The following is a 20,221-nucleotide window of genomic DNA, read 5'->3' as shown; positions in this document are numbered from 1 at the left end:
ACGGTTGAATTACTTACCGATCGGTTAAGAGATCCCGAATGAACGTCCGAGCAGCGAGCACACGGCGTCGATACCTGAAGATCACCGCCGGGGCATTGACCGTCGGCGCGCTCGCCCTCGCGTTCGCACTCCGGTCGCCCTCACCGGTCGGCCACTGGAACAGCGCAGCGAGCGAGGACAGATTCCTCGCCGCCTACGACCGCGCGTTCGAAGATCTACCGAATCCTGCGGAGACGCTCGACATCAGAACCGACTACGGCGTCGTCCGCGTGTATCGGTTCGATGGCACGGGAACCTCCACCCACCCGCTGCTCCTTCTGCCGGGCCGTTCCTCGGGCACGCCGGTTTGGGCGGCCAACCTGCCCGGCCTGCTGACCATCGGTGACGTCTACACCGTCGACCTGCTCGGCGAGCCGGGACGGAGCATCCAGGAACGGCCGATCTCCAGCGACGAGGACCAGGCTGCGTGGCTCGACCAGACACTCGAGGCGCTACCCGCCGATCAGGTCCATCTCGTCGGGCTGTCGATCGGCGGGTGGACCGCGACGAACCTGGCGGTGCACGACAGCACCCACCTGGCCACTCTCACTCTGATAGACCCGGCCCAGACCTTCGCCGACATTCCCTGGGGCACTGCGATTCGCGCCCTACCGGCGGCCGTGCCGTGGCTTCCGAAATCCTGGCGGGACAGCTTCAACTCCTATACCGCAGGCGACGCGGAGGTCCAGGACGTTCCTATCGCAGACATGATCGAAGCCGGTATGCAGGGCTACTCGCTGAAACTGCCGCAGCCCACGCGCATCACCGACAAGGAACTCGCGACACTCGACGTGCCCGTGCTGGCAATCATCGCGGGCAGGTCGGTGATGCACGACGCCGAGGAAGCCGCTACCACGGCCGAGAGAACTCTGCCCGATGGGACAGTCCATCTCTATCCCGACGCCTCACATGCGATCAACGGTGAATACCCGGATCGACTGCGCGACGACGTAGCGGCTTTCGTTGCGAAGAACTCGTGAGTTACGGGCCGAAGCGGATGACTCGACGCGCTGCGAATTCGCGGAAGTAGTCCAGCTTGTTGGCGGGGACCAGAGCCGGGAGAAGGTAGTACCAGAGACGCTCCATGCGCGACGGCAGTTCCTCGGTGGTGGAGGTGGCAACCGCAACCATGTGCACGCCGGCCAGGATCTCGAGCACGAGCGAACCGATGGTGCGCGAGTCCGAGTTGGGGTCGATGTCGCCTTGCGCGATGGCCTTGGCGGCGAGCTTGTCGAACGACTCGCTCCACCCGGCCATGACATTGCCCTCGGTGCCGCGGTAATCGCCGATCTGATGGCTCAGCCGGAGCATGGCCGAGACCATGGGGTCGCTGACCGAAAGGTCGACGACGATGTAGGAGATGCCGATCGCCGCCTCGAGTGCGGGGATGCGACCGTCGTTGAACTGCATGCACGCAGTGGTCAGCCGAGCGTTGCCCTCGTCGATGACCGCACGCGCGAGTTCTTCCTTGGAACCGAAGTGGAAGTACAGAGCGCCTTTGGTGACCTGGGACTGAGAGATGATTTCGCTGAGACTCGCGTTCGCGTACCCCAGGCGCAGAAATACGTTCGCTGCGCCCGCGAGCACGGTGTCGCGGGTTATTTCAGCGCGGGCCTGCCTGACCATGGGATCCGCCTTCGCAATTCTGAACTGCCACTGCGCAAATTACGCCCGAACGGTACCACTGACTTGCTTTACGTCTCGTGCCAACATGCATCGGTCCGATCGAGCCTTACGCCGTGTGTGACACAGCTCTCATGACCGACAAAGGGGACGATACCCCCTCTTTAACCGCGAAGAGACGAAACCGAGTTCTCATTCCTCGGTCAATCGAGGGTCGGCTTCCAGATTCGTCAGCCCGTTCCAGCACAGGTTGACCACATGCGCCGCAACCACTTCTTTCGACGGTGTCCGCACGTCGAGCCACCACTGCGCCGTCATCGACACCATTCCGACCAGCGCCTGGGCGTACATCGGCGCGAACTCGGGATCGAGTCCGCGGCGGGAGAAATCCCCGGCCAGCATGTGCCCTACGCGACCGATGGCCTCGTTGAGCAACGACGAGTACTTGCCGTCCTCGGCAGCCGCAGGGGAATCGCGCACGAGAATGCGGAAACCGTCGGTGCGGTCCTCGATGTAGGTGAGCAGTGCAAGTGCGACGCGTTCGACGCGAATCCGTGAGCGATTGAGGTCGAGTGATTTGGTGATCATTCCGAGAAGCGTCGACATCTCCCGATCGACGATGACGGCGTAGAGACCTTCCTTACCGCCGAAGTGCTCGTAGACGACCGGCTTGGACACGTTCGCTCGTCCGGCGATCTCCTCGACCGAGGCGGCCTCGTACCCGCGTTCGGCGAACAGCGTGCGCCCCACCTCGATCAACTGCTCGCGCCGCTGCGTCCCTGTCATTCGGACCCGAGGTGAGCGTTCCTGCTCCGAGGCTGCGCCTGTCATCGAAAACCGCTCCCGTTACCGACCCTGCATTTTCGACGCCGGAATCGACGCCTCCCCCACACTAACGATGTCCGATCCATCCGTTTGTCCCTGCGGGAGTGGAGCCTGCAGGAACGACCCGGAGGGCGGGAGTGGAGCCTGCAGGAACGACCCGGAGGGCGGAATCTTCATCGCGGTTCGACTCACCACCACCTCGCGTGCGAGGATCGTTGCGCTCAGTGGGAGCGCAGCGGCAAACGAATGAGTCGTTCGATTCGTCGGCCACTGGCGAAACCGCTGGCCGTTTATCCGCCGTGGTGTAATGGCAGCACCTCTGATTTTGGTTCAGATAGTTCAGGTTCGAGTCCTGGCGGCGGAGCGAGCAACATCATTCGTGCATACCGTCTTCGCGTTACCGCCTGAGGAGCTCAATGCCTGTGCAGACCGCCGTGGTCGTTCTCGCTGCGGGTGCAGGTACCCGAATGCGGTCGAAGACTCCGAAAGTTCTGCATCCCCTCGCCGGCCGCACCATGCTCGCGCATGCCCTCCACGCGGCCGCCGACCTGGGTCCTGACCACCTGGTGACCGTCGTCGGACACGATCGCGAACGAGTGACCGAGGCCGTCCAGGACCTCGCGGCCACCTTCGGGCGCACGATTCACACCGCAGTCCAGGATCGCCAGCTCGGCACCGGACATGCCGTGCAGTGCGGCCTGGCCGCCCTGCCCGACGATTTCGAGGGCACGATCCTCGTCACCGCCGCCGACGTGCCCCTGCTCGACGGCCATACTCTCAAAGCTCTGCTCGACGAGCACCTGAGCGCCCCCAGGCCCGCTGCCGCCACGGTGCTGACCTTCGTCCCGGACGATGCGAACGGCTACGGCCGTATCGTCCGCACCGACGACGGCGAGGTGGCCGAGATCGTCGAGCACGCCGACGCCACCCCGGCTCAGGTGCTGATCGGTGAGGTCAACTCCGGCGTCTACGCGTTCGACGCCGTGGCGCTGCGTACCGCCCTGGGCAAACTCAGCACCGCGAACGCCCAGCACGAGCTGTATCTGACCGACGTCGTCAAGATCAGCAAGGCCGACGGCAAAGCCGTCTACGGCACCCAGCTCGCCGATCCCGATCTGGTGGTGGGCGTCAACGACCGCGTCCAGCTGGCGCACGTCACCTCCGTGTTGAACCGTCACATCGTCGAACGACACATGCGGGCCGGCGTCACCGTCGTCGATCCGTCGACCACCTGGATCGACATCGACGTCACCCTCGGCGCGGACGTCCGCATCGAACCCGGCGTCCAGCTCCACGGCAAGACCCACATCGCCGACGACGCGGTCGTCGGACCGGACTCGACCCTGCGTGACGTCGAGATCGGCGAGCGCGCGTCGGTCGTGCGCACCCACGCCGAGCAGACGGTGATCGGACCGGATGCCACCGTCGGACCGTTCACCTACCTGCGTCCCGGCACGGTCCTGGGCGAGGGCGGCAAACTCGGTGCCTACGTGGAGACCAAGAACGCGACGATCGGCCGCAACACCAAGGTCCCGCACCTCACCTACGTCGGCGATGCCACGATCGGCGACCACAGCAACATCGGTTGCTCCAACGTCTTCGCCAACTACGACGGTGTCAACAAGAGCCGCACGGAAATCGGATCCCATGTGCGGACCGGTTCCGACTCGACGTTCGTCGCTCCCGTTCATGTGGGCGACGGCGCTTACACCGGTGCAGGAACAGTGGTTCGGGACGATGTTCCTCCCGGCGCGCTGGCCGTCTCCGGTGGCAAGCAACGCAATATCGAAGGCTGGGTCATCGACAACAGGCCCGGAACCGAAGCTGCGAAAGCAGCGGCGCTCGCAGATCGTGATCGGCAAGAACAAAAGGACGGCGAAGAGCAGTGACCACCCCTAATTGGATCGACAACCAGAAGAACCTGATGTTGTTTTCTGGTCGAGCACATCCGGAGTTGGCCGAGCAGGTCGCCAAGGAACTCGGGATCGACGTCACCCCGCAGACCGCGCGTGACTTCGCCAACGGCGAGATCTTCGTTCGCTTCGAGGAGTCGGTCCGCGGATCGGACGCCTTCGTGCTGCAGTCGCATCCGTTCCCGCTCAACACGTGGCTGATGGAACAGCTCATCATGATCGACGCGCTCAAGCGCGGATCGGCCAAGCGCATCACCGCGATCCTGCCGTTCTACCCGTACGCGCGTCAGGACAAGAAGCACCGGGGACGCGAGCCCATCTCCGCTCGTCTGGTCGCGGATCTGCTCAAGACCGCCGGTGCCGACCGCATCATCACCGTCGACCTGCACACCGATCAGATCCAGGGCTTCTTCGACGGCCCCGTCGATCACATGCACGCACACAGCCAGCTCGCCGATCACATCCGGGCGACCTACAGCCTCGAGCACATCACCGTGGTCTCCCCCGACTCCGGCCGCGTGCGCGTCGCCGAGAAGTGGGCCGACTCGTTCGACGGTGCGCCGCTGGCGTTCATCCACAAGACACGTGACCCGTTGGTGCCCAACCAGGTCAAGTCCAACCGCGTCGTCGGTGACGTCGAAGGCCGCACCTGCATCCTCATCGACGACATGATCGACACCGGCGGCACCATCGCCGGTGCCGTGAAGGTGCTCAAGGAAGCCGGAGCCGGTGACGTCGTCATCGCCGCCACCCACGGAGTTCTGTCCCACCCGGCCGCCGAGCGGCTCGCGAACTGCGGTGCCAAGGAAGTCGTCGTCACCAACACCCTGCCGATCAGCGACGAGAAGCGCTTCGCAACGCTGACCGAGCTCTCGATCGCGCCGCTGCTGGCTCGCACCATCCGCGAGGTCTTCGAAAACGGCTCCGTCACAAGCTTGTTCAACGGCAGCGCATAGCCTTTTCGGGTCACTCCGCAGGCTCCACTGCCGACCTTCGGGTCTGTTTCACTCCGCCCCGCCCACTCTCCGTCCGCTCTGCATGAACTACGTCACGTCCGTGACCGGAACCTGCAGCTCGCGAGACGGGGGTGTGCGGGGCGGGTTTCGTTGTCACCTAAGATGACTCGTCGTGATCGACGCAGACTCTCCCCACGGCCCGGCTGGAACTACTACGGTCAGAATTGCCCGATGGACGCCGGGCGGGTGCGTCTGGTGCGGTAGCACCGACAGCGTCGAGGACTTCCGAAACGAGCCGCGCTGTGGTCTGTGCCGCGAGAAGGAAGCCGTCATCGACGAGGCCAAGCACTTCATCGGGATGTACGGCCTGCGGCCCCTGGGCGGCACGCTGGCGTCCGAGGACGAGGAGGAGCGCGAGTACCGCGTCACCGCTCGGGATGCGCGTGAGGTGCTCAACCGCATTCGGCTCGAGAAGCTGCCCGATCCTGCCGCCGTCCGCAAAGCCTTGCGCCCCAGGGCCGCTGCCGCGGGCAACGCACCGGCCTCCACGACGTCCGGAACGCCCGCGAAGGCACCGACGAAGAAGTCGCAGGCCGGCGTCACCGGGATCGATGCGATCGAACTGCAGTCCCGTGTGCAGAAGTTGCTCGGCCAGCTCACCTCCGTCGACGAGCAGATCAGCGCGCTCGACGGCGTTCAGGGCCTGCCGGCACGTGCGCGCATGAAGGATCTCGAACGGCAGCGCACCACTGTCCTGTCGACTCTGGCCGCGCTCGAGAAGGCTCGTCGCCGCACCAACTGATCCACGTAGTCTGATCGAGTGCTGCGCAAGCGTTCGATCTCACGGCAGGTGCTCGACGTCGCCTACGCCGTCGTCTTCGTTCTGCTCATGATGCCGTCCACGCTGGACGGCCCGTACGGTTCCGCAGGCTTCGGCGTCCTGGTCGGTTTCGGCGTCGCGCTGGCAGTTCGGCGACGGTCACCGCGACTGTCGTTAGCACTGGCCTGGGTGCTGGCCGTCGTGCAGATGATCAGCGGGGTACTCCCCCTCTCGGCGGACATCGCAATCTTCGCGATTCTGTACTGCTCGGCCGCGTACGGCGACAACGTGCTTCGACGCCTCGGGCTCGCTTCGGCCGTCGCCGGTGGCGTGATAGCGGCTCTGTACCTGGCGTTCGTGGACGGCAATCCGTTCGGCCCGGCCACGGAAGAGGGCTTCCAGGAACCCCGACTCCTGCAGTTCGCCTTCCTCCTCGTCGGCCTGTGGGCGATGCTCGGGTTGTCCTGGGCCCTGGGTCGCTTGGCCTATGCCCGGCGCACCGCCATCGAATCCGCACACGCACGTGAGCTCGCCGAAGTGCATCAGGCCCGCGCCGAACACGAAGTGGCAATTGAGCAGGAGCGCAACAGAATTGCCCGCGACATGCACGACATCGTGGCGCATTCGCTCGCCGTGGTGATCGCGCAGGCCGACGGTGCACGCTATGTGCGCGCCGTCGACCCCGCTGCCGTCGACACTGCCCTGACGACCATCTCCGACACCGCGCGCGAGGCGCTGTCCGACGTTCGGGTGTTGCTCGGACAGCTGCGCCACAGTCAGGGCGATCTCCCGAACCCCACCCCCGACGATCTCGAGCGCCTGTTCGACCAAGTGCGTGCGACCGGCCTGACCATCGACTCGTCGATCGACACCACGTCGGTGTCGTTGGGTGCCGGTGCGCACCTGGCGCTCTACCGGATCGTGCAGGAATCGCTGACCAATGCCCTACGTCACGGCGATCCCGACAAGCCGGTGATCGTCACCATCGAATCCGACTCCGCCGGCATCGAACTGACGGTGTGCAACAGCGTGCCCTCGGCGCGTTCGACGTCGGAATCGGGCGGCCACGGAATCGCCGGTATGAAAGAACGCGCCAGCCTCGCCGGTGGCATGTGCACCGCGTCCGGCGACGGGTCGTCGTGGACCGTGACAGCCTGGCTTCCTGCAGGCGGCTCATCCACGAAGGGAATCAGCTGATGTCCGATCGAATCAAGGTAGCGCTGGTCGACGATCAGCAGTTGTTCCGCGCGGGCATCCGCATGCTCATCTCCTCGCAGCCCGATCTGGAGTTCGTCGGTGAGGCGGGCAACGGGAAGGAAGCCGTCGAGCTCGCCGCGTCGGCACGTCCCGACGTGATGCTCATGGACGTCCGGATGCCTGTGCTCGACGGTATCGCCGCGACCGAGCAGATCGTGGCCGGATCCGATACTCCCCCGCGGATTCTGGTGCTGACGACGTTCGACCTCGACGAGAGTGCGGCGCGAGCGATTCGTTCGGGGGCAAGCGGATTCGTACTCAAGGATGCCGACCCGGAATTTCTGCTCGCGGCGATCCGGACGGTTCATGCAGGCAACTCGGTGATCGCCGCGTCGGCGACGACGGGTCTGCTGGCGCATTTCACGCCGACACCGGTGGTGCCGAAGGTGCCGGCCGAGTTCGCCACCCTCACGGCGCGGGAGAAGGAACTCTTCCGACTCACCGCCCGCGGGCTGAGCAACTCCGAGATCGCCGAGATGGAATTCCTCAGCGAGGCGACGGTGAAAACGCACATCAGTCGCATCTTCGCCAAGCTGCACCTGCGTGACAGAGTGCAGTTGGTGGTCTACGCATTCGAGCACGGACTCAACTCGCCTTGACCTGCTTGGGACTGACACCGAAGTCATCCTGTAGATGTACGACGCAGAGACTCGCGCCTGATTACTCGGGGCCGCTGAGTTCATAGCGTTGTGGGCATGACGATCACAGCAGGCCCTGTTGCCCGGGCATTCCAAGTCAGCAAACATTTCGGCGACTCGTCCAATCCGGTGAGCGCCCTCGACAACGTCTCTCTCGACATTCACGGTGGCCAGTTCACCGCCATCATGGGACCGTCCGGTTCCGGCAAATCGACACTCATGCATGTGATGGCGGGATTGGACAACGCCAGCTCGGGTCATCTGATGCTGGCCGGTGCAGACATCACCTCGGCGAACGACGACGCACTGACCACGCTGCGACGCAAGCAGGTCGGCTTCATCTTCCAGTCCTTCAATCTCGTTCCCACCCTCGATGTTCGGGGCAACATCCTGCTGCCGTTCGAGCTCGACGGCCGTGCACCCACCGCCGAGGAGGCGGCCTGGATCGAGCAGCTAATCGACACCCTGGGGTTGCAGGCGCGGGTGAACCACCGGCCGCATCAGCTCTCGGGTGGGCAGCAGCAGCGCGTCGCGATCGCCCGCGCGTTGGGGACCCGTCCACATCTGATCTTCGCCGACGAACCCACCGGCAACCTCGATTCCCGCACCGGCCGTGAGGTTCTCGGCCTACTCGCCGCGGCGGTGCGCGAGTACGGCCAGTCGATCGTGATGGTCACCCACGACCCCATCGCGGCAAGCTACGCCGATCGCATCGTCTTCCTCGCCGACGGGCACATCGTCAACGAACTGGGACGTTCGAGTGCGGAACAAATTTCGAGCTACATGCTGGGAATGGAGAGCGTCCGATGAGTGGGTTGACATCGGCTCAGGCGTCGAAGGAGCACGGTGCCAGTCTTCTGGTGACCTCGCTCGCGTCGTTCTTCGGTGTGGTGTTGATTCAGGCAACGGCGTTTCTGGTCGACATCTTCGGGGATACCGACGGTGCTGCCGTCACTGCGCTGTACAGCGTGGCGCTGGTATTCATCGGTCTCGCACTGTATGTCGCGGCGGTGGTCACCTCGAACACGTTCGCGACGATCGTCGCGGGCCGCACCCGCACCATCGCTCTTCTGCGCTTACTGGGTGCACGGGCGCGTGACCTGCGTCGATCGGTGGCCAGGGAAGGCTTTCTCGTCGGATTGTTCGGTGGTGCACTCGGTTTGGTTGTCGGTGTCGGAGCGAGTCATCTGGCCCGAGCCGTTGCGGTCTCGGCCGGTCAGCTGCCGGACGTGCAGTACACGTCCGTCCAACCGCTGGTGATTCTGCCGGTGGTCATCGTGGTGCTGACGACGACCCTCGCGTCGTACGTCGGGTCTCGAAAGGTGCTGGACGTGACTCCTGTTCAGGCAACGGGGGGTGCCGTGGACACGGGAGTGGAGGCTCCGCGGTCGCGTCGAATCAGGACGGGCATGTCGATCGTGCTGATCGCCGGCGGAGTGGCACTGCTCGGGCTCGGAATCCTGATCGGGATGGTGAACCCGACGGGTGTGCTGGTCGCGTTCCTCGGCGGTGTCGCCTCGTTCACCGGCATCATGGTCGGTGCCTATCGAATTCTGCCCGCAACGCTGAGGCTGGTCGGGAAACTGTTCGGCCGCGGACCTGCAGCAAGACTGGCCTCGGCCAACGCAATTCGCTATCCGGATCGCAGCACCCGCACCGCGGTGGGATTGCTGATCGGGGTGACGCTGGTGACCACGTTCGCGGTCGCGATGTACAGCTACCGGACGATGCTCGTCAACGAGTTCGACGAAGCCTCCGTCGACCAGGTCCTCACCGTGACAGTGGGAATCATGACCGGACTGATCGGCTTCTCGGCCGTGATCGCGGCGGTCGGGATGGTGAACAACCTGCTGCTGAGCATTCTGCAGCGCACCCGGGAGATCGGTCTGTTGCGTGCACTCGGATTCACCCGCAAGCAGATTCGGTCGATGATCGTCTCGGAGAGCAGCCAGATGGTGGTGGCCTCGATGGGCTTCGGGCTGATCCTCGGCATCGGATACGGCTGGGCCGCAGCACAATCGCTGCTCGGCTCACTGGATTCACGCGGACTCACGGCCCCCACTCTGCCGTGGTCCGTCATCGCCGGAACCGTGCTGTGCGGTGGCCTCCTCGCACTCGGGGCATCACTGACTCCGGCACGACGGGCGAATCGAATTTCGCCGGTGGTCGCGTTGGCGGATGCCTAGCCTCGTGTTCGACAGTGCTGGGTGATGCCGGCCGGGCAGGGTTGCGCACTATCGCCGCCGATCGACGGGATTCCGTCGATCGGCGATCGTTGTGTGCACTGGTGCCCACTCTGCCGGGCACTGCCTGTGGATAACGTCATCGAGTTATCCACAATTGCGAGATTGCCACTGTTGCAGAGGCTCCCCAGACGCAACGGTGTAGCCATGGGGGTTTACACAGTGCAGCAATTGGTGGCGCAAGGGCTCAGTACGAGCGGCATTTCGAGACGATCGCGGTCGGGGGAGCTCGTGCGCCTGCTGCCGAAGGTCTACGCGACGGAGAAACCGGACTACCTCGGACTGTGCACCGGTGCGCTTCTGTGGAAACCGGACGCCGTGTTGAGCCACGAAAGTGCGGCCTGGTTGTGGGGACTGATCGATTACGAACCGCGACTCGTCTCTGTCACGGTGGCCCCGAACGTCCAGTCGAGATCGGTGCCGTGGGTTCGAGTTCATCGCCGACGCCTCGTCGAGGTCCAGCTCCACCGAGGCCTGCGAGTGGTGTCACTGGAGCAGACATTCGTCGACGTCGCGACCTCGTTGTCAAAGCCCGATCTCGAGAAATTCTTCGACGACGCCATCGACCATCATCTGCCGTGGCGACGGGTTGCCGCACTGTGTGACACGGCAAAGGGAATGCACGGGATGGCTTCCGTCCGGAAGCAGCTTCGAACGTGCTGCCCCAGAACACGATCAGAGCCGGAGCGAGTGGTAGCGCGGGCGTTGACAGCCCGCAACTTCACGATGGAGATCAATGCGCGCGTCGGGAAGTTCTACGGCGACCTGGTCGACTTTTCCGCACGAGTGATCGTCGAAATCGATGGCCGAGAGTTCCACACGGATCCCGCCACGTTCAACAACGATCGTCGACGCCAGAACGAGTTGGTGCTCGATGGATGGTTGGTGCTCCGCTACTCGGCGGCCACGGCGCTTGCCGACCTCGATCGCGTCGTGGACGAAATCATCGCCGTGGTGCGGCGTCGTCGGAAGTCGATCGCAGCAACGGACCGCCGACTGCCCTGAGTACGCGGCTGCGGCGGGCAGGGTTGCGCACTATCGACGCCGATCGACGGAATTCCGTCGATCGGCGATCGTTGCGTGCACTGGTGCCCACTCCGGCGGACCCGCTACCCGTCCTTCCGCGCAAGAATGAGTGCGAAGCGGGAGTCGGCGTCGGACCAGAGATGTTCGACGCCGAATCCCGCCGCAGCGAGTTCTTCGGTGATGCCCTCCGGCCGGAATTTCGCCGAGATCTCGGTGCGCAGGTCCTCACCGGCGTCGAAGTGCACGTGCAGATCGAGGTCGGCGAGGTACACCTCCTGCGGCGCGTTGGCCCGTAGCCGCATCTCGATCCACTCCTGCTCGGCATTCCACAGCGCGACATGCTCGAAGGCATCGGGATCGAAGTTGCCACCCAGGCGAGAGTTGATCACCGACAACACGTTTCGATTGAACTTCGCGGTCACTCCTGCGGCGTCGTCGTACGCCGGAACGAGCACGTCCGGGTCGATCACCAGGCCGACACCGAGCAGCAGGTGCTCACCGGAATCGAGGGCGTCGGCGATGGCTCCGAGAAACTCCCGGCGTTCCTCGGGGATCAGGTTGCCGAGCGTTCCGCCCAGGAATGCAATCGTACGAGCCTGGCCGCTGGGCAGATTGTGCAGCGTGTCGGTGAAATCGCTGACGATGCCGCGCACCTCGAGCGCCGGGAACTCGTGCGAGATCTGCTCGATGGCACCTTCGAGGGCCGTGACGGATACATCCTGCGGTACATAGGTTTCGAGCGATCCATGCTTCACCCCGGCGGAGAGCAGGATTTTCGTCTTCTCCGACGAGCCGGAGCCCAGCTCGATCAACATCGTCGATCCGGTTGCTTCCGCGACGTCCAGAGCGTGCTCCTCGAGGAGGGCGCGCTCGGTACGCGTCGGGTAGTACTCCGGCAGCACCGTGATCTGCTCGAAGAGCTCGCTGCCCAGTGCGTCGTAGAAGTACTTGGGCGAGAGCCACTTCGGGTCGGCAGTGAGACCGTCCCGCACGTCCTTACGCAACTCGTCGAGCAATGCTGTGTCGGCCAAATGTACGTCCACCGTGCTCATGACGCTCCTTTTATGATTCCAGGCTGGAAATGGTGAGATCGGTTGTCGTGGCGACGACCATCCGTCGGTCGTCGATGAAGATCCAGTCGGGTCGATCGTCGAGGGGTTCGGAGGCGATCGTCACCGAATCCTCGGTCCGCAGAACCGACAGCGAATGATGCACCGCCGTGGCGTACATGCTCTCGCCGTCCGACAGCAGAAAATTCAAGCGCGCCTTGGGCGAGGTTGCGAGAACCCTGCCGACCAGCATGCGCAGTGCCGACTCGGGATCGTGGGTGCGCAGCAGGTTCTGCAGCACGACCCACAGAGCGGCGGCATCGGTCGGCGCAGGTAATGCGAGCGCGTCGACGTGCGGCACCTCCGACCACAGGTCGGCCATCGACTGCGGCCAGCCGAACACCACACCGTTGTGGCTGAATGCCCAACGGCCGTCGGTGAAGGGGGCGCAGGCGGTGCGCTCCACCGGCATTCCCACGGTCGCCGATCGCACCGCCGCGATCACCGACGTCGAATCGATCTGCGGCAGAACATCGTCCACCGCCGGATCGGTCCAGATGGGCATGGGATTGCGGTAGCTGTGCACCGCTGCGTCGCCGTCCCACCATGCGACACCGAATCCGTCGGCGTTGATGGTGCCGCCGCCGCGCATGTCGCTGGGGGCATACGCCTGCACACGCAGACTGTGTTCACCTTCGGTGAGCACTCCCCCGACGGACGTGCAGGGGCCGAGATACCCGAGATGACGGCACATTCAGCTGGACTCGACGTCGCGGGCCAACCGGAATCCACTGAAGATCTGACGGCGGATCGGGTGGTCCCAGTTACGGAACGTGCCCCGGCACGCCACCTCGTCGGTGCCGAACGACCCGCCGCGCAACACCTTGTAGTCGCCGCGGAGAAACACCTCGGAGTACTCGGCGTACGGGAAGGCCTCGAAGCCGGGGTACGGCTCGAAATCGGAGGAGGTCCACTCCCACACGTCACCGATGAGTTGGTGCACGCCTGCTGCAGAGGCACCGTCGGGATACGCGCCGACGTCTGCCGGTTCCAGATGCCGTTGATTCAAATTGGCATGTGCCGCAGTGGGTTCGGCGTCGCCCCACGGGTAGGCGTTGCTGGAGCGGGTCTCGGCGTCGAATCGCGCAGCCTTCTCCCATTCCGCCTCCGTCGGCAGACGCTTGCCTGCCCACCGCGCGTAGGCGTCGGCCTCGAACCAACACACGTGCACGACGGGCTGATGCGGTCGCACCGGACGGCGCACTCCGAAACTCCGACGCCACCAGGTGCCGTCGGAGTCGGACTCCCAGAACTGCGGCGCGGTCAGGTTCGCGTCGACGCGATGCTGCCACCCCTTGTCGGTCCACAACTCGCGGCGTTCGTAACCGCCGTCGGCAATGAAGTCCATGAACTGCGCGTTGGTGATCGGGGCCCGGTCGATGGCGAACGTCGGTACGTGCACCGTGTGGGCCGGTCGCTCGTTGTCGAGAGCCCACGGATCGAGCGAGGTCCCCATCGAGAACGATCCACCGGCGATGACGGCCTCGCCCGACACCGGTGTGACCGAACTGGGAGGCGCAGGAGCGGTCAGAACCGCAGGTCCCGAACGTAGTTGATGGGTCGCGAGCATGGTCTCGTCGTGTTGCTGCTCGTGCTGGGCGATCATGCCGAACGCGAAGCCATGTTTCTCGACCGGCCTACCCTCGAAAGTGCTGTGGTCGAGCACATCCCAGGCCTTGTCGCGGACGGTCTGGACGTAGACGCGCGCCTCGTCCGGAGTGAGCAGCGGAAGGGACGTACGCGAGGAACGAGTGTGCTTGAAGGCGTCGTACAGCTCGTCGATGTCGGGACGCACCGGATCCCGTCCACCGACATCGCGGACGAGCCAGAGCTCTTCCTGGCTACCGATATGGGCGAGATCCCAGACCAGCGGGCTCATCAACGGCGAATGCTGCGACATCAGTTCGGTCTCGTCCACGCAATCGGTGAGCGCCGCACTGCGGGCTCGGCTGCGCGTGAGTACGGTTTCTATCCTGCTCCTGAGTTGTTCGGCGCTCACACCGATTCCTTTCGAGTCCGAAGTTCCCGTGCCGCCGTGTCGAGTTCGCTGGGGGGCTCGCCGGCACTGCATCGTCGAGACGCTGCCGACAAATGGTCGGAGAACTCGCCACCGACCTCCGCTGCGAGGTCGAGCAATTCGGTTGCGGCTGTGCGGAGCTCGCGATCTGCCAGCCCGACGCGGGCCGCGTCGAGCCACCGTCCCGCCGTGCCGCCACCGATCTCGGTGGCTCGGGCCACCAGTTCGGGGGTGGACAGCAGCGCCTCGAACGCCGCCGCCGGAACCACCCACTGCCCGTCCGGTTGCGCGTCGAGATAGCGAATCTCGAAGTGCCCGCAGGCGCGCACCTGAGGGAACAGGGTGGTCAGGTGATAGTCGAGATCGCTGTAGGTCGGCGGGCGTCCGACGATGCCGGGATCGTCCACCCACTGCGCGAACGTGGTACCCGGCGGCGCTTCCCAGTTCTGCGTGACGCCCTGGATGCAGAGCAACGGAACGTCGAGTGCCCACCGTGCGTAGTCGGTGATCGGGTCGCCGGTGTTGGGCACCGACGTTCTGCTGGAATCCGTTCTGCTGGAATCGAGTTCGAGCCAGGTTCGCATCCGCTGGGATGCCCAGCGTCCCGCGGGTGCACCGGAAAGTTCGGGAGAGCGAGCGAACGCAGCCACGAAGGCAGGACCGATGACGTGGAGCATGTGCCAGCGCGCGGCGACCTCGGCACGATCACGACCCGCGTCGACGCTCACTTGAGCCGCTGCGGTGTTGCACATCATCAGCTTTCCGAAGGGGCCGATGGTGGTGAACCGATTCTCCATCGCGCAGTACCGCGGTAGCACGAGGAGACGTTCGGGTGCCCGAGCAGTATCGGCCGGAACGGACGCGATGTCGATGCCGGCCTTACCGAGAATGTCCCGCAGCAGCCGCGCATCGGCGTCGAGCATCGGTGCGAGTTGGGAAACGGATAGATAAGGCGAACTGGACAATTCGACCTGACCGCCGGGTTCGACGGTGACGATGCTGCCGCCCGGCAACGACAGGGCGGGTGACTCGGGATCGATACTGCGCGGGGAGTGAACACCGAGCGCAGCGGCCAGAGCTGGGAGGGTCGGACGCGTTCCGTCGTCGAGGGCGGTGAGCCACTCGAGTTCGGCACCGATGAGAGCCGGTGGCCCCAGCTTGAAACACACCTTCGATACATATGCCTCTGCTGCCGGGCGCGAGCTCAGCCCGAGAGACTTCTCGTTGGACGACACTCATTCCTTCTTTCCGCACTCAACACGTTCTCCGCTCGGAGTACGTACCCAGCAGCGGGGATCGAAAACGCCGCGATCCCTCGTCTGATCGAGGCTACCGATTGTGGAACTCTGGTGCCCGAGAGTTCGCTACCGAAAGGACGACCGATGCTCGATCACGACCGCATTCGACGCGACACCCCCGGTGCGTCGGGCCGGGTCTTTCTCGACAGCGCCGGATCGTCTCTACCTCCGAGCGTCGTCCTCGATACCGCGATCGCGCACCTGCGCCGGGAAGCGGAAATCGGTGGCTACCGGGCCGCGAACGAACGACTCGATGATCTCGCCGCGGTCAAGACCTCGATCGGAACCTTGATCGGAGCCCCGGCGTCGAGCATCGCATTGAGCGATTCTGCGACCCGGGCCTGGACAGACTTCTTCTACTCGGTGCCGCTGTCCCCCGGTGACCGAATACTGCTGTGCGAGGCCGAATACGCCAGCAACGCGATCTCCGCCCTCCACCGCGCCGAGGTCACCGGCGCAACGGTGGAGATCGTCCCGAGTGACGAATCGGGACGCATCGACGTACACGCACTGGAATCGATGCTCGACGACCGGGTGAAACTGGTCTCGGTGGTGCACGCCCCAACCAACGGCGGACTGATCAATCCGGCCCGTGCCGTTACCGATCTCGCGCACCGCCACGGCGCACTGGTCCTGCTCGACGCCTGCCAGTCCATCGGGCAGATGCGCATCGACGTCGAGGAATTGGGAGTCGATGCCCTCTCGGCCACCGGCCGCAAATGGCTGCGCGGCCCCCGCGGAACCGGCTTCCTCTATCTGCGACCGGGATTGGCGTCGACGCTGCATCCGCCGGCCCTCGACCTGCACAGCGCTCAATGGGTCGACCGACAGACGTACCGAATGGCCGACGATGCCACACGATTCGAGTTCTGGGAATGCGACGTCGCGGCCAGACTCGCGCTCGGGGCGGCCGTCGACTATCTCCTCGAGCTCGGCGTCGACCAGGTCGAGGAAGCCGTTGTCGAACGTGCCGAATACCTGCGGGCCGGGCTCCGGAAGATCCCCGGAGTGACCGTGCACGACCTCGGCGACCGCAAGAACGGCATCGTCTCGTTCACCGTGGACGGCGAAGATCCCGTGGCCGTGCGCGACCGACTCGGGGAGCGCGGGGTGACCGTGACCGTCAGCCACCGCAGCTCGACCCGCCTGGACATGACCGGCCGGGGGCTCGACGCGGTCGTGCGTGCATCTCCCCACTATTTCGTCACGTTCGCCGAACTGGACACGATGCTCGCTGCGCTCGCAGGTGAGTGACACTTCGTAGCAGGGGTCGACGTTCCGTACACGTAGAGGGCCACACCGATTGCCGAGATCACCAGCCCACCGAGTCCGAGCCAGGTGATCGCGTCGCCGAACATGAGCCAGGCCCACAGCATCGTCGTCGGCGGGGTCAGGTAGAGCAACACACTGGCGCGGGTGGGCCCGTTGCGACGCACCACGAACAGGTATGCGCCGTACGCACCGAAGGTCGAGAGCACGACCGTCCACGCGACAGCTGCCCAGAAGCCCGTCGTCATGGGCGGTGCGACATCACCGGCCAACGCGCTCCATGTCATGAAACCGGCTGCGCTGATAGAACATTGGATGGCCATCGCCAGCGCGATCGGCTCCTTCGGTGCCAGCACTCGTTGACCGATCGTGCCCATCGACAGAGCCAGCATCCCGGCCGCCGGTAGTAGGTAGACTGGCCAGGCGAGGTCGGCACCGGACATATCCCCCAGCACCACCAGCGAAACACCCGCGATGCCGACGACGAGCCCCAGACTCTGCCGCCCTCCGACTCGTTCGCCGAAGATCCGGCTCGATGCCGTCGCGACGACCAGCGGCTGCAGTGCGGCGATCAATGCGGCGACTCCCGGCGGCACTCCCATCCCGATCCCGGTGATCGTGGCACCGAGGTAGAGGAACTGACAGAAGAGGCCGAGGACCGCGTGGATTCGGATGGCATGCCAGGTGGGGGTCAGCCGCCGGTACCGGCACCAAGCGATCAGTAGCACCGCAGCCGCGACATAACGCCAGGCCAGCAGAGTGTGCGCGGGGGCTTCGGCTGTACCGAGTTCGGCTCCGATGAAGCCCGAACTCCACAGCACCACCAGGGCCGTACCTCCAACGGCGTCGACATTCGCTTTCATGCTGCGATGTAAACATACAGGTCTGTATACTTGCAGTGCACCTGCTTCTCACCAGCGCTTTCGGAAGGCAACCATGCTCGACAAGCCCCTCACCCCCGCCGGAGAACGCATCCTCGCCGTCGCCAGCGAGCTGTTCTACGCCCGCGGCATCCGAGCTGTCGGAGTCGACCTGATCGCGGAGGAGGCCGGCACCACTAAGAAGACCCTGTACGACCGATTCGGCTCCAAGGACGGCCTGGTGCAGCGATACCTCACCCGTCGATACGCTCTGTGGTGCGATCACGTGACGGAATTCGTCGATGCCCTCGAACCCGGCGACGCCCGCATCCTCGGGGTGTACGACGCCCTGGACGTCTGGATGCGCGACAACCATCGCGGCTGCGGATTCGTCAACGCCTTCGCCGAGTTCGGCGGCACCGACAGCCCGGTGCTCGCGATCATCGAGTCCGAGAAAGCCTGGACCAGATCGTTGTTCGCGCGACTGGCCAGCGAAGCCGGATATCCCGATGCCGAACAGCTGGGAACCCGGCTGTCGGTGCTGCACGAGGGCGCGGTGGTCATGGGGACGGCAGGAGCTCGCGATGACGCCATCGTGGTCGCGCGGGGCATCGCGTCGGATCTGCTCGCTGCGCTCGCAGGTGCACGACAGTAACTGCGGTCGTTACGCCGGCTCCACTCCGTGCTCGTAGCAGGGGTCGAGCTTCCACGCACGTGACGTGGTCGTGTATTGTTTCCCAGGTTGTCTCGGCGAGGGTAGATCCGAATAGTTCCGGATCCACCGTTATCGACGCGGCTCGGCCCCGTTGGCCGCGCTCGTTCGTGTCCGCCCCGACGAGCTTGACCGCCCGACGAAGTACGCCGCACGAACCACATTTATCAGGAGCATCCAGCACCATGGCATCGAAGGTAAACAATCTCACCGCGCTCGTCCGCACCGAATTCGGCAAGGGCGCTGCCCGCCGCACCCGTCGCGACGGCCTCGTTCCCGCCGTTCTGTACGGACACGCCACCGATCCCCAGCACCTCGCTCTGGACGCTCGCGCGTTCGCAGCCGTGCTGCGTAACGACGGCACCAACGCCGTGCTGACCCTCGACATCGACGGCAAGTCGCAGCTGGCGCTGACCAAGTCGATCGTCGTGCACCCGATCCGTCGCAGCATCGAGCATGCCGACCTCCTCGTCCTGAAGAAGGGCGAGCGCGTCACCGTCGAGGTCAACATCATCGTCGAAGGCGATGCAGCTCCGGGCACCCTGGTCGTCACCGACTCCACGTACATCGAGATCGAGGCCGACGCCCTGGAGATCCCGGAGAACTTCGTCATCTCCGTCGAGGACAACCAGATCGACACCCAGTACTACGCAAAGGACGTCGAGCTGCCCGAGGGCGTCACCCTGATGTCCGACCCCGAGCAGCTGCTCGTCAACGTCGTCGAGGCACCGTCCGAGGAAGAGCTCGAGGCAGACGGCGAAGGCACCGAGCCGATCACCGAAGAGGGCGAGGCCGAAACTCAGGAAGAGGCCGAGAGCCACGAGGATTCGGACGACGAAGAGAGCAAGGACAGCGACAGCTGATCTCTCTCCACCGACCGCGTACGACGCGCTGCTCCCACACCGGGAACAGCGCGTCGTTCGTTTCGAAGGCGTGATGCGACAATGACGAGCGTGAGTGTTGACCCCGTGAGTGCCGAAAGTGCAGCGCCTGCCCTGATCGTCGGCCTCGGCAATCCCGGCCCGCAGTACGAAAAGACCCGCCACAACGTCGGTTTCATGGTCGCCGACGCCCTTGCCGGACGCATCGGCGGAGCGTTCTCCTCACACAAGAAGTCCAACTCCGACGTCGTCCAGGCCCGCCTCGGCGCTCGCTCGGTGATCATCGCCAAGCCGCGGACGTTCATGAATCTCTCGGGCCAGCCGGTGGCTGCGTTGGCGCGTTTCTTCTCGATCGAACCGGCGAACATCGTGGTGGTGCACGACGAGCTGGACATCGACTTCGGTGCCCTGCGACTCAAACTCGGCGGCGGCGAAGGCGGCCACAACGGACTCCGCTCGATCTCCCAGCACCTGAGCACCAAGGACTACCTGCGGGTTCGCGTCGGCGTCGGACGGCCTCCGGGGCGAATGGATCCGGCGTCGTTCGTACTCAAGCCGTTCTCGGCTGCCGAGCGCAAGGATCTGGGCGTGGTCGTCGAAGAAGCAGCGGACGCCGCGGAACTCCTGCTCTCGGCCGGCTTGGAAGCAGCGCAGAACCGGGTGCACCCGCGCTGAAGCTCACACCCCTGTTGCACGGTGAGCGCCTGTTCTCACCTCCGAGCACACGCGCGCACC

Annotated in this window: 20 protein-coding genes and 1 tRNA gene; 14 read left to right on the top strand and 7 right to left on the bottom strand. The window is 64.8% G+C overall.

Annotation, left to right across the window (positions count from 1 at the left end):
• Positions 1 to 38: 38 nt before the first annotated feature.
• Positions 39 to 1,019 (top strand): alpha/beta hydrolase, encoded by a 981-nt coding sequence (locus AB0362_RS21600; RefSeq protein ID WP_121870611.1) that lies wholly within the window; start codon positions 39 to 41, stop codon positions 1,017 to 1,019.
• Position 1,020: 1 nt separating this feature from the next.
• On the opposite strand, the gene AB0362_RS21595 is transcribed toward AB0362_RS21600, so the two are convergent.
• Both AB0362_RS21595 and AB0362_RS21590 read right to left on the bottom strand, forming a co-directional pair.
• The gene (locus AB0362_RS21595; protein WP_149405181.1) at positions 1,021 to 1,665 is read right to left on the bottom strand and encodes a ScbR family autoregulator-binding transcription factor; all 645 of its coding nucleotides are present in this window, start codon (positions 1,663 to 1,665) and stop codon (positions 1,021 to 1,023) included.
• Positions 1,666 to 1,854: 189 nt separating this feature from the next.
• Positions 1,855 to 2,493, bottom strand: coding sequence for a TetR/AcrR family transcriptional regulator (locus tag AB0362_RS21590; RefSeq protein WP_094613864.1), 639 nt, complete (start codon positions 2,491 to 2,493; stop codon positions 1,855 to 1,857).
• 287 nt (positions 2,494 to 2,780) lie between these two features.
• Here AB0362_RS21590 and AB0362_RS21585 point away from each other — a divergent pair.
• From AB0362_RS21585 to AB0362_RS21545, 9 genes are all read left to right on the top strand, one after another.
• Positions 2,781 to 2,851: transfer RNA gene (locus AB0362_RS21585), tRNA-Gln, on the top strand.
• A 52-nt stretch (positions 2,852 to 2,903) separates the two neighbouring features.
• Positions 2,904 to 4,376: a bifunctional UDP-N-acetylglucosamine diphosphorylase/glucosamine-1-phosphate N-acetyltransferase GlmU gene (gene glmU, locus AB0362_RS21580; RefSeq protein ID WP_317547696.1), complete on the top strand. Its 1,473-nt coding sequence runs from the start codon at positions 2,904 to 2,906 to the stop codon at positions 4,374 to 4,376.
• Complete coding sequence (locus AB0362_RS21575) at positions 4,373 to 5,356, top strand: ribose-phosphate diphosphokinase (protein ID WP_121870612.1); 984 nt, start codon at positions 4,373 to 4,375, stop codon at positions 5,354 to 5,356. The genes glmU and AB0362_RS21575 overlap by 4 nt, the downstream gene beginning before the upstream one ends.
• A gap of 172 nt (positions 5,357 to 5,528) precedes the next feature.
• Positions 5,529 to 6,158 (top strand): hypothetical protein, encoded by a 630-nt coding sequence (locus AB0362_RS21570; RefSeq protein WP_231893907.1) that lies wholly within the window; start codon positions 5,529 to 5,531, stop codon positions 6,156 to 6,158.
• An 18-nt stretch (positions 6,159 to 6,176) separates the two neighbouring features.
• The gene (locus tag AB0362_RS21565; protein WP_317547697.1) at positions 6,177 to 7,373 is read left to right on the top strand and encodes a sensor histidine kinase; all 1,197 of its coding nucleotides are present in this window, start codon (positions 6,177 to 6,179) and stop codon (positions 7,371 to 7,373) included.
• Positions 7,373 to 8,032, top strand: a complete 660-nt coding sequence (locus tag AB0362_RS21560) for a response regulator transcription factor (RefSeq protein WP_068049838.1) — start codon at positions 7,373 to 7,375, stop codon at positions 8,030 to 8,032. The genes AB0362_RS21565 and AB0362_RS21560 overlap by 1 nt, the downstream gene beginning before the upstream one ends.
• A 96-nt stretch (positions 8,033 to 8,128) precedes the next feature.
• The gene (locus AB0362_RS21555; protein ID WP_300520976.1) at positions 8,129 to 8,881 is read left to right on the top strand and encodes an ABC transporter ATP-binding protein; all 753 of its coding nucleotides are present in this window, start codon (positions 8,129 to 8,131) and stop codon (positions 8,879 to 8,881) included.
• Complete coding sequence (locus AB0362_RS21550) at positions 8,878 to 10,257, top strand: FtsX-like permease family protein (RefSeq protein WP_317547699.1); 1,380 nt, start codon at positions 8,878 to 8,880, stop codon at positions 10,255 to 10,257. Before AB0362_RS21555 ends, AB0362_RS21550 begins: the two co-directional genes overlap by 4 nt.
• A 204-nt stretch (positions 10,258 to 10,461) precedes the next feature.
• On the top strand, positions 10,462 to 11,319 hold the full coding sequence (locus AB0362_RS21545) for a DUF559 domain-containing protein (protein ID WP_317547700.1): 858 nt from the start codon (positions 10,462 to 10,464) through the stop codon (positions 11,317 to 11,319).
• Between the two features lie 104 nt (positions 11,320 to 11,423).
• Here the strand turns inward: AB0362_RS21545 and egtD are convergent, their stop codons facing one another.
• Genes egtD through egtA form a run of 4 tightly spaced genes read right to left on the bottom strand, consistent with a single transcriptional unit; the run spans position 11,424 to position 15,701 of the window.
• A complete protein-coding gene (gene egtD, locus AB0362_RS21540) occupies positions 11,424 to 12,392 on the bottom strand; it encodes an L-histidine N(alpha)-methyltransferase (protein WP_317547701.1) in 969 nt (322 codons plus the stop codon).
• 10 nt (positions 12,393 to 12,402) lie between these two features.
• Entirely contained in the window at positions 12,403 to 13,143 is a 741-nt protein-coding gene (egtC, locus tag AB0362_RS21535; protein ID WP_317547702.1) for an ergothioneine biosynthesis protein EgtC, read from the bottom strand.
• Positions 13,144 to 14,448 (bottom strand): ergothioneine biosynthesis protein EgtB, encoded by a 1,305-nt coding sequence (gene egtB, locus AB0362_RS21530; protein ID WP_317547703.1) that lies wholly within the window; start codon positions 14,446 to 14,448, stop codon positions 13,144 to 13,146.
• Positions 14,445 to 15,701, bottom strand: a complete 1,257-nt coding sequence (gene egtA / locus AB0362_RS21525) for an ergothioneine biosynthesis glutamate--cysteine ligase EgtA (protein WP_317547704.1) — start codon at positions 15,699 to 15,701, stop codon at positions 14,445 to 14,447. Before egtA ends, egtB begins: the two co-directional genes overlap by 4 nt.
• 147 nt (positions 15,702 to 15,848) lie before the next feature.
• Between egtA and AB0362_RS21520 the strand changes: the two genes are divergently transcribed.
• On the top strand, positions 15,849 to 17,018 hold the full coding sequence (locus AB0362_RS21520) for an aminotransferase class V-fold PLP-dependent enzyme (RefSeq protein ID WP_317547705.1): 1,170 nt from the start codon (positions 15,849 to 15,851) through the stop codon (positions 17,016 to 17,018).
• Here AB0362_RS21520 and AB0362_RS21515 read toward each other — a convergent pair.
• Complete coding sequence (locus AB0362_RS21515; RefSeq protein ID WP_317810777.1) at positions 16,961 to 17,896, bottom strand: DMT family transporter; 936 nt, start codon at positions 17,894 to 17,896, stop codon at positions 16,961 to 16,963. The genes AB0362_RS21520 and AB0362_RS21515 overlap by 58 nt on opposite strands.
• Before the next feature lie 73 nt (positions 17,897 to 17,969).
• Between AB0362_RS21515 and AB0362_RS21510 the strand changes: the two genes are divergently transcribed.
• The 3 genes from AB0362_RS21510 (at position 17,970) to pth (ending at position 20,161) form a co-directional block, all read left to right on the top strand.
• Positions 17,970 to 18,548: a helix-turn-helix domain-containing protein gene (locus AB0362_RS21510; protein WP_317532642.1), complete on the top strand. Its 579-nt coding sequence runs from the start codon at positions 17,970 to 17,972 to the stop codon at positions 18,546 to 18,548.
• Positions 18,549 to 18,790: 242 nt separating this feature from the next.
• Entirely contained in the window at positions 18,791 to 19,468 is a 678-nt protein-coding gene (locus AB0362_RS21505) for a 50S ribosomal protein L25/general stress protein Ctc (RefSeq protein WP_317532641.1), read from the top strand.
• Positions 19,469 to 19,558: 90 nt separating this feature from the next.
• A complete protein-coding gene (gene pth, locus AB0362_RS21500) occupies positions 19,559 to 20,161 on the top strand; it encodes an aminoacyl-tRNA hydrolase (RefSeq protein WP_317810776.1) in 603 nt (200 codons plus the stop codon).
• Positions 20,162 to 20,221: the final 60 nt, after the last annotated feature.

It is taken from the genome of Rhodococcus sp. NPDC079359 (assembly GCF_040702585.1).
Lineage (GTDB): Bacteria > Actinomycetota > Actinomycetes > Mycobacteriales > Mycobacteriaceae > Rhodococcoides.
Note: the sequence above shows the minus strand (reverse complement) of the source record. Positions and strands in the feature narration are given on the sequence as shown.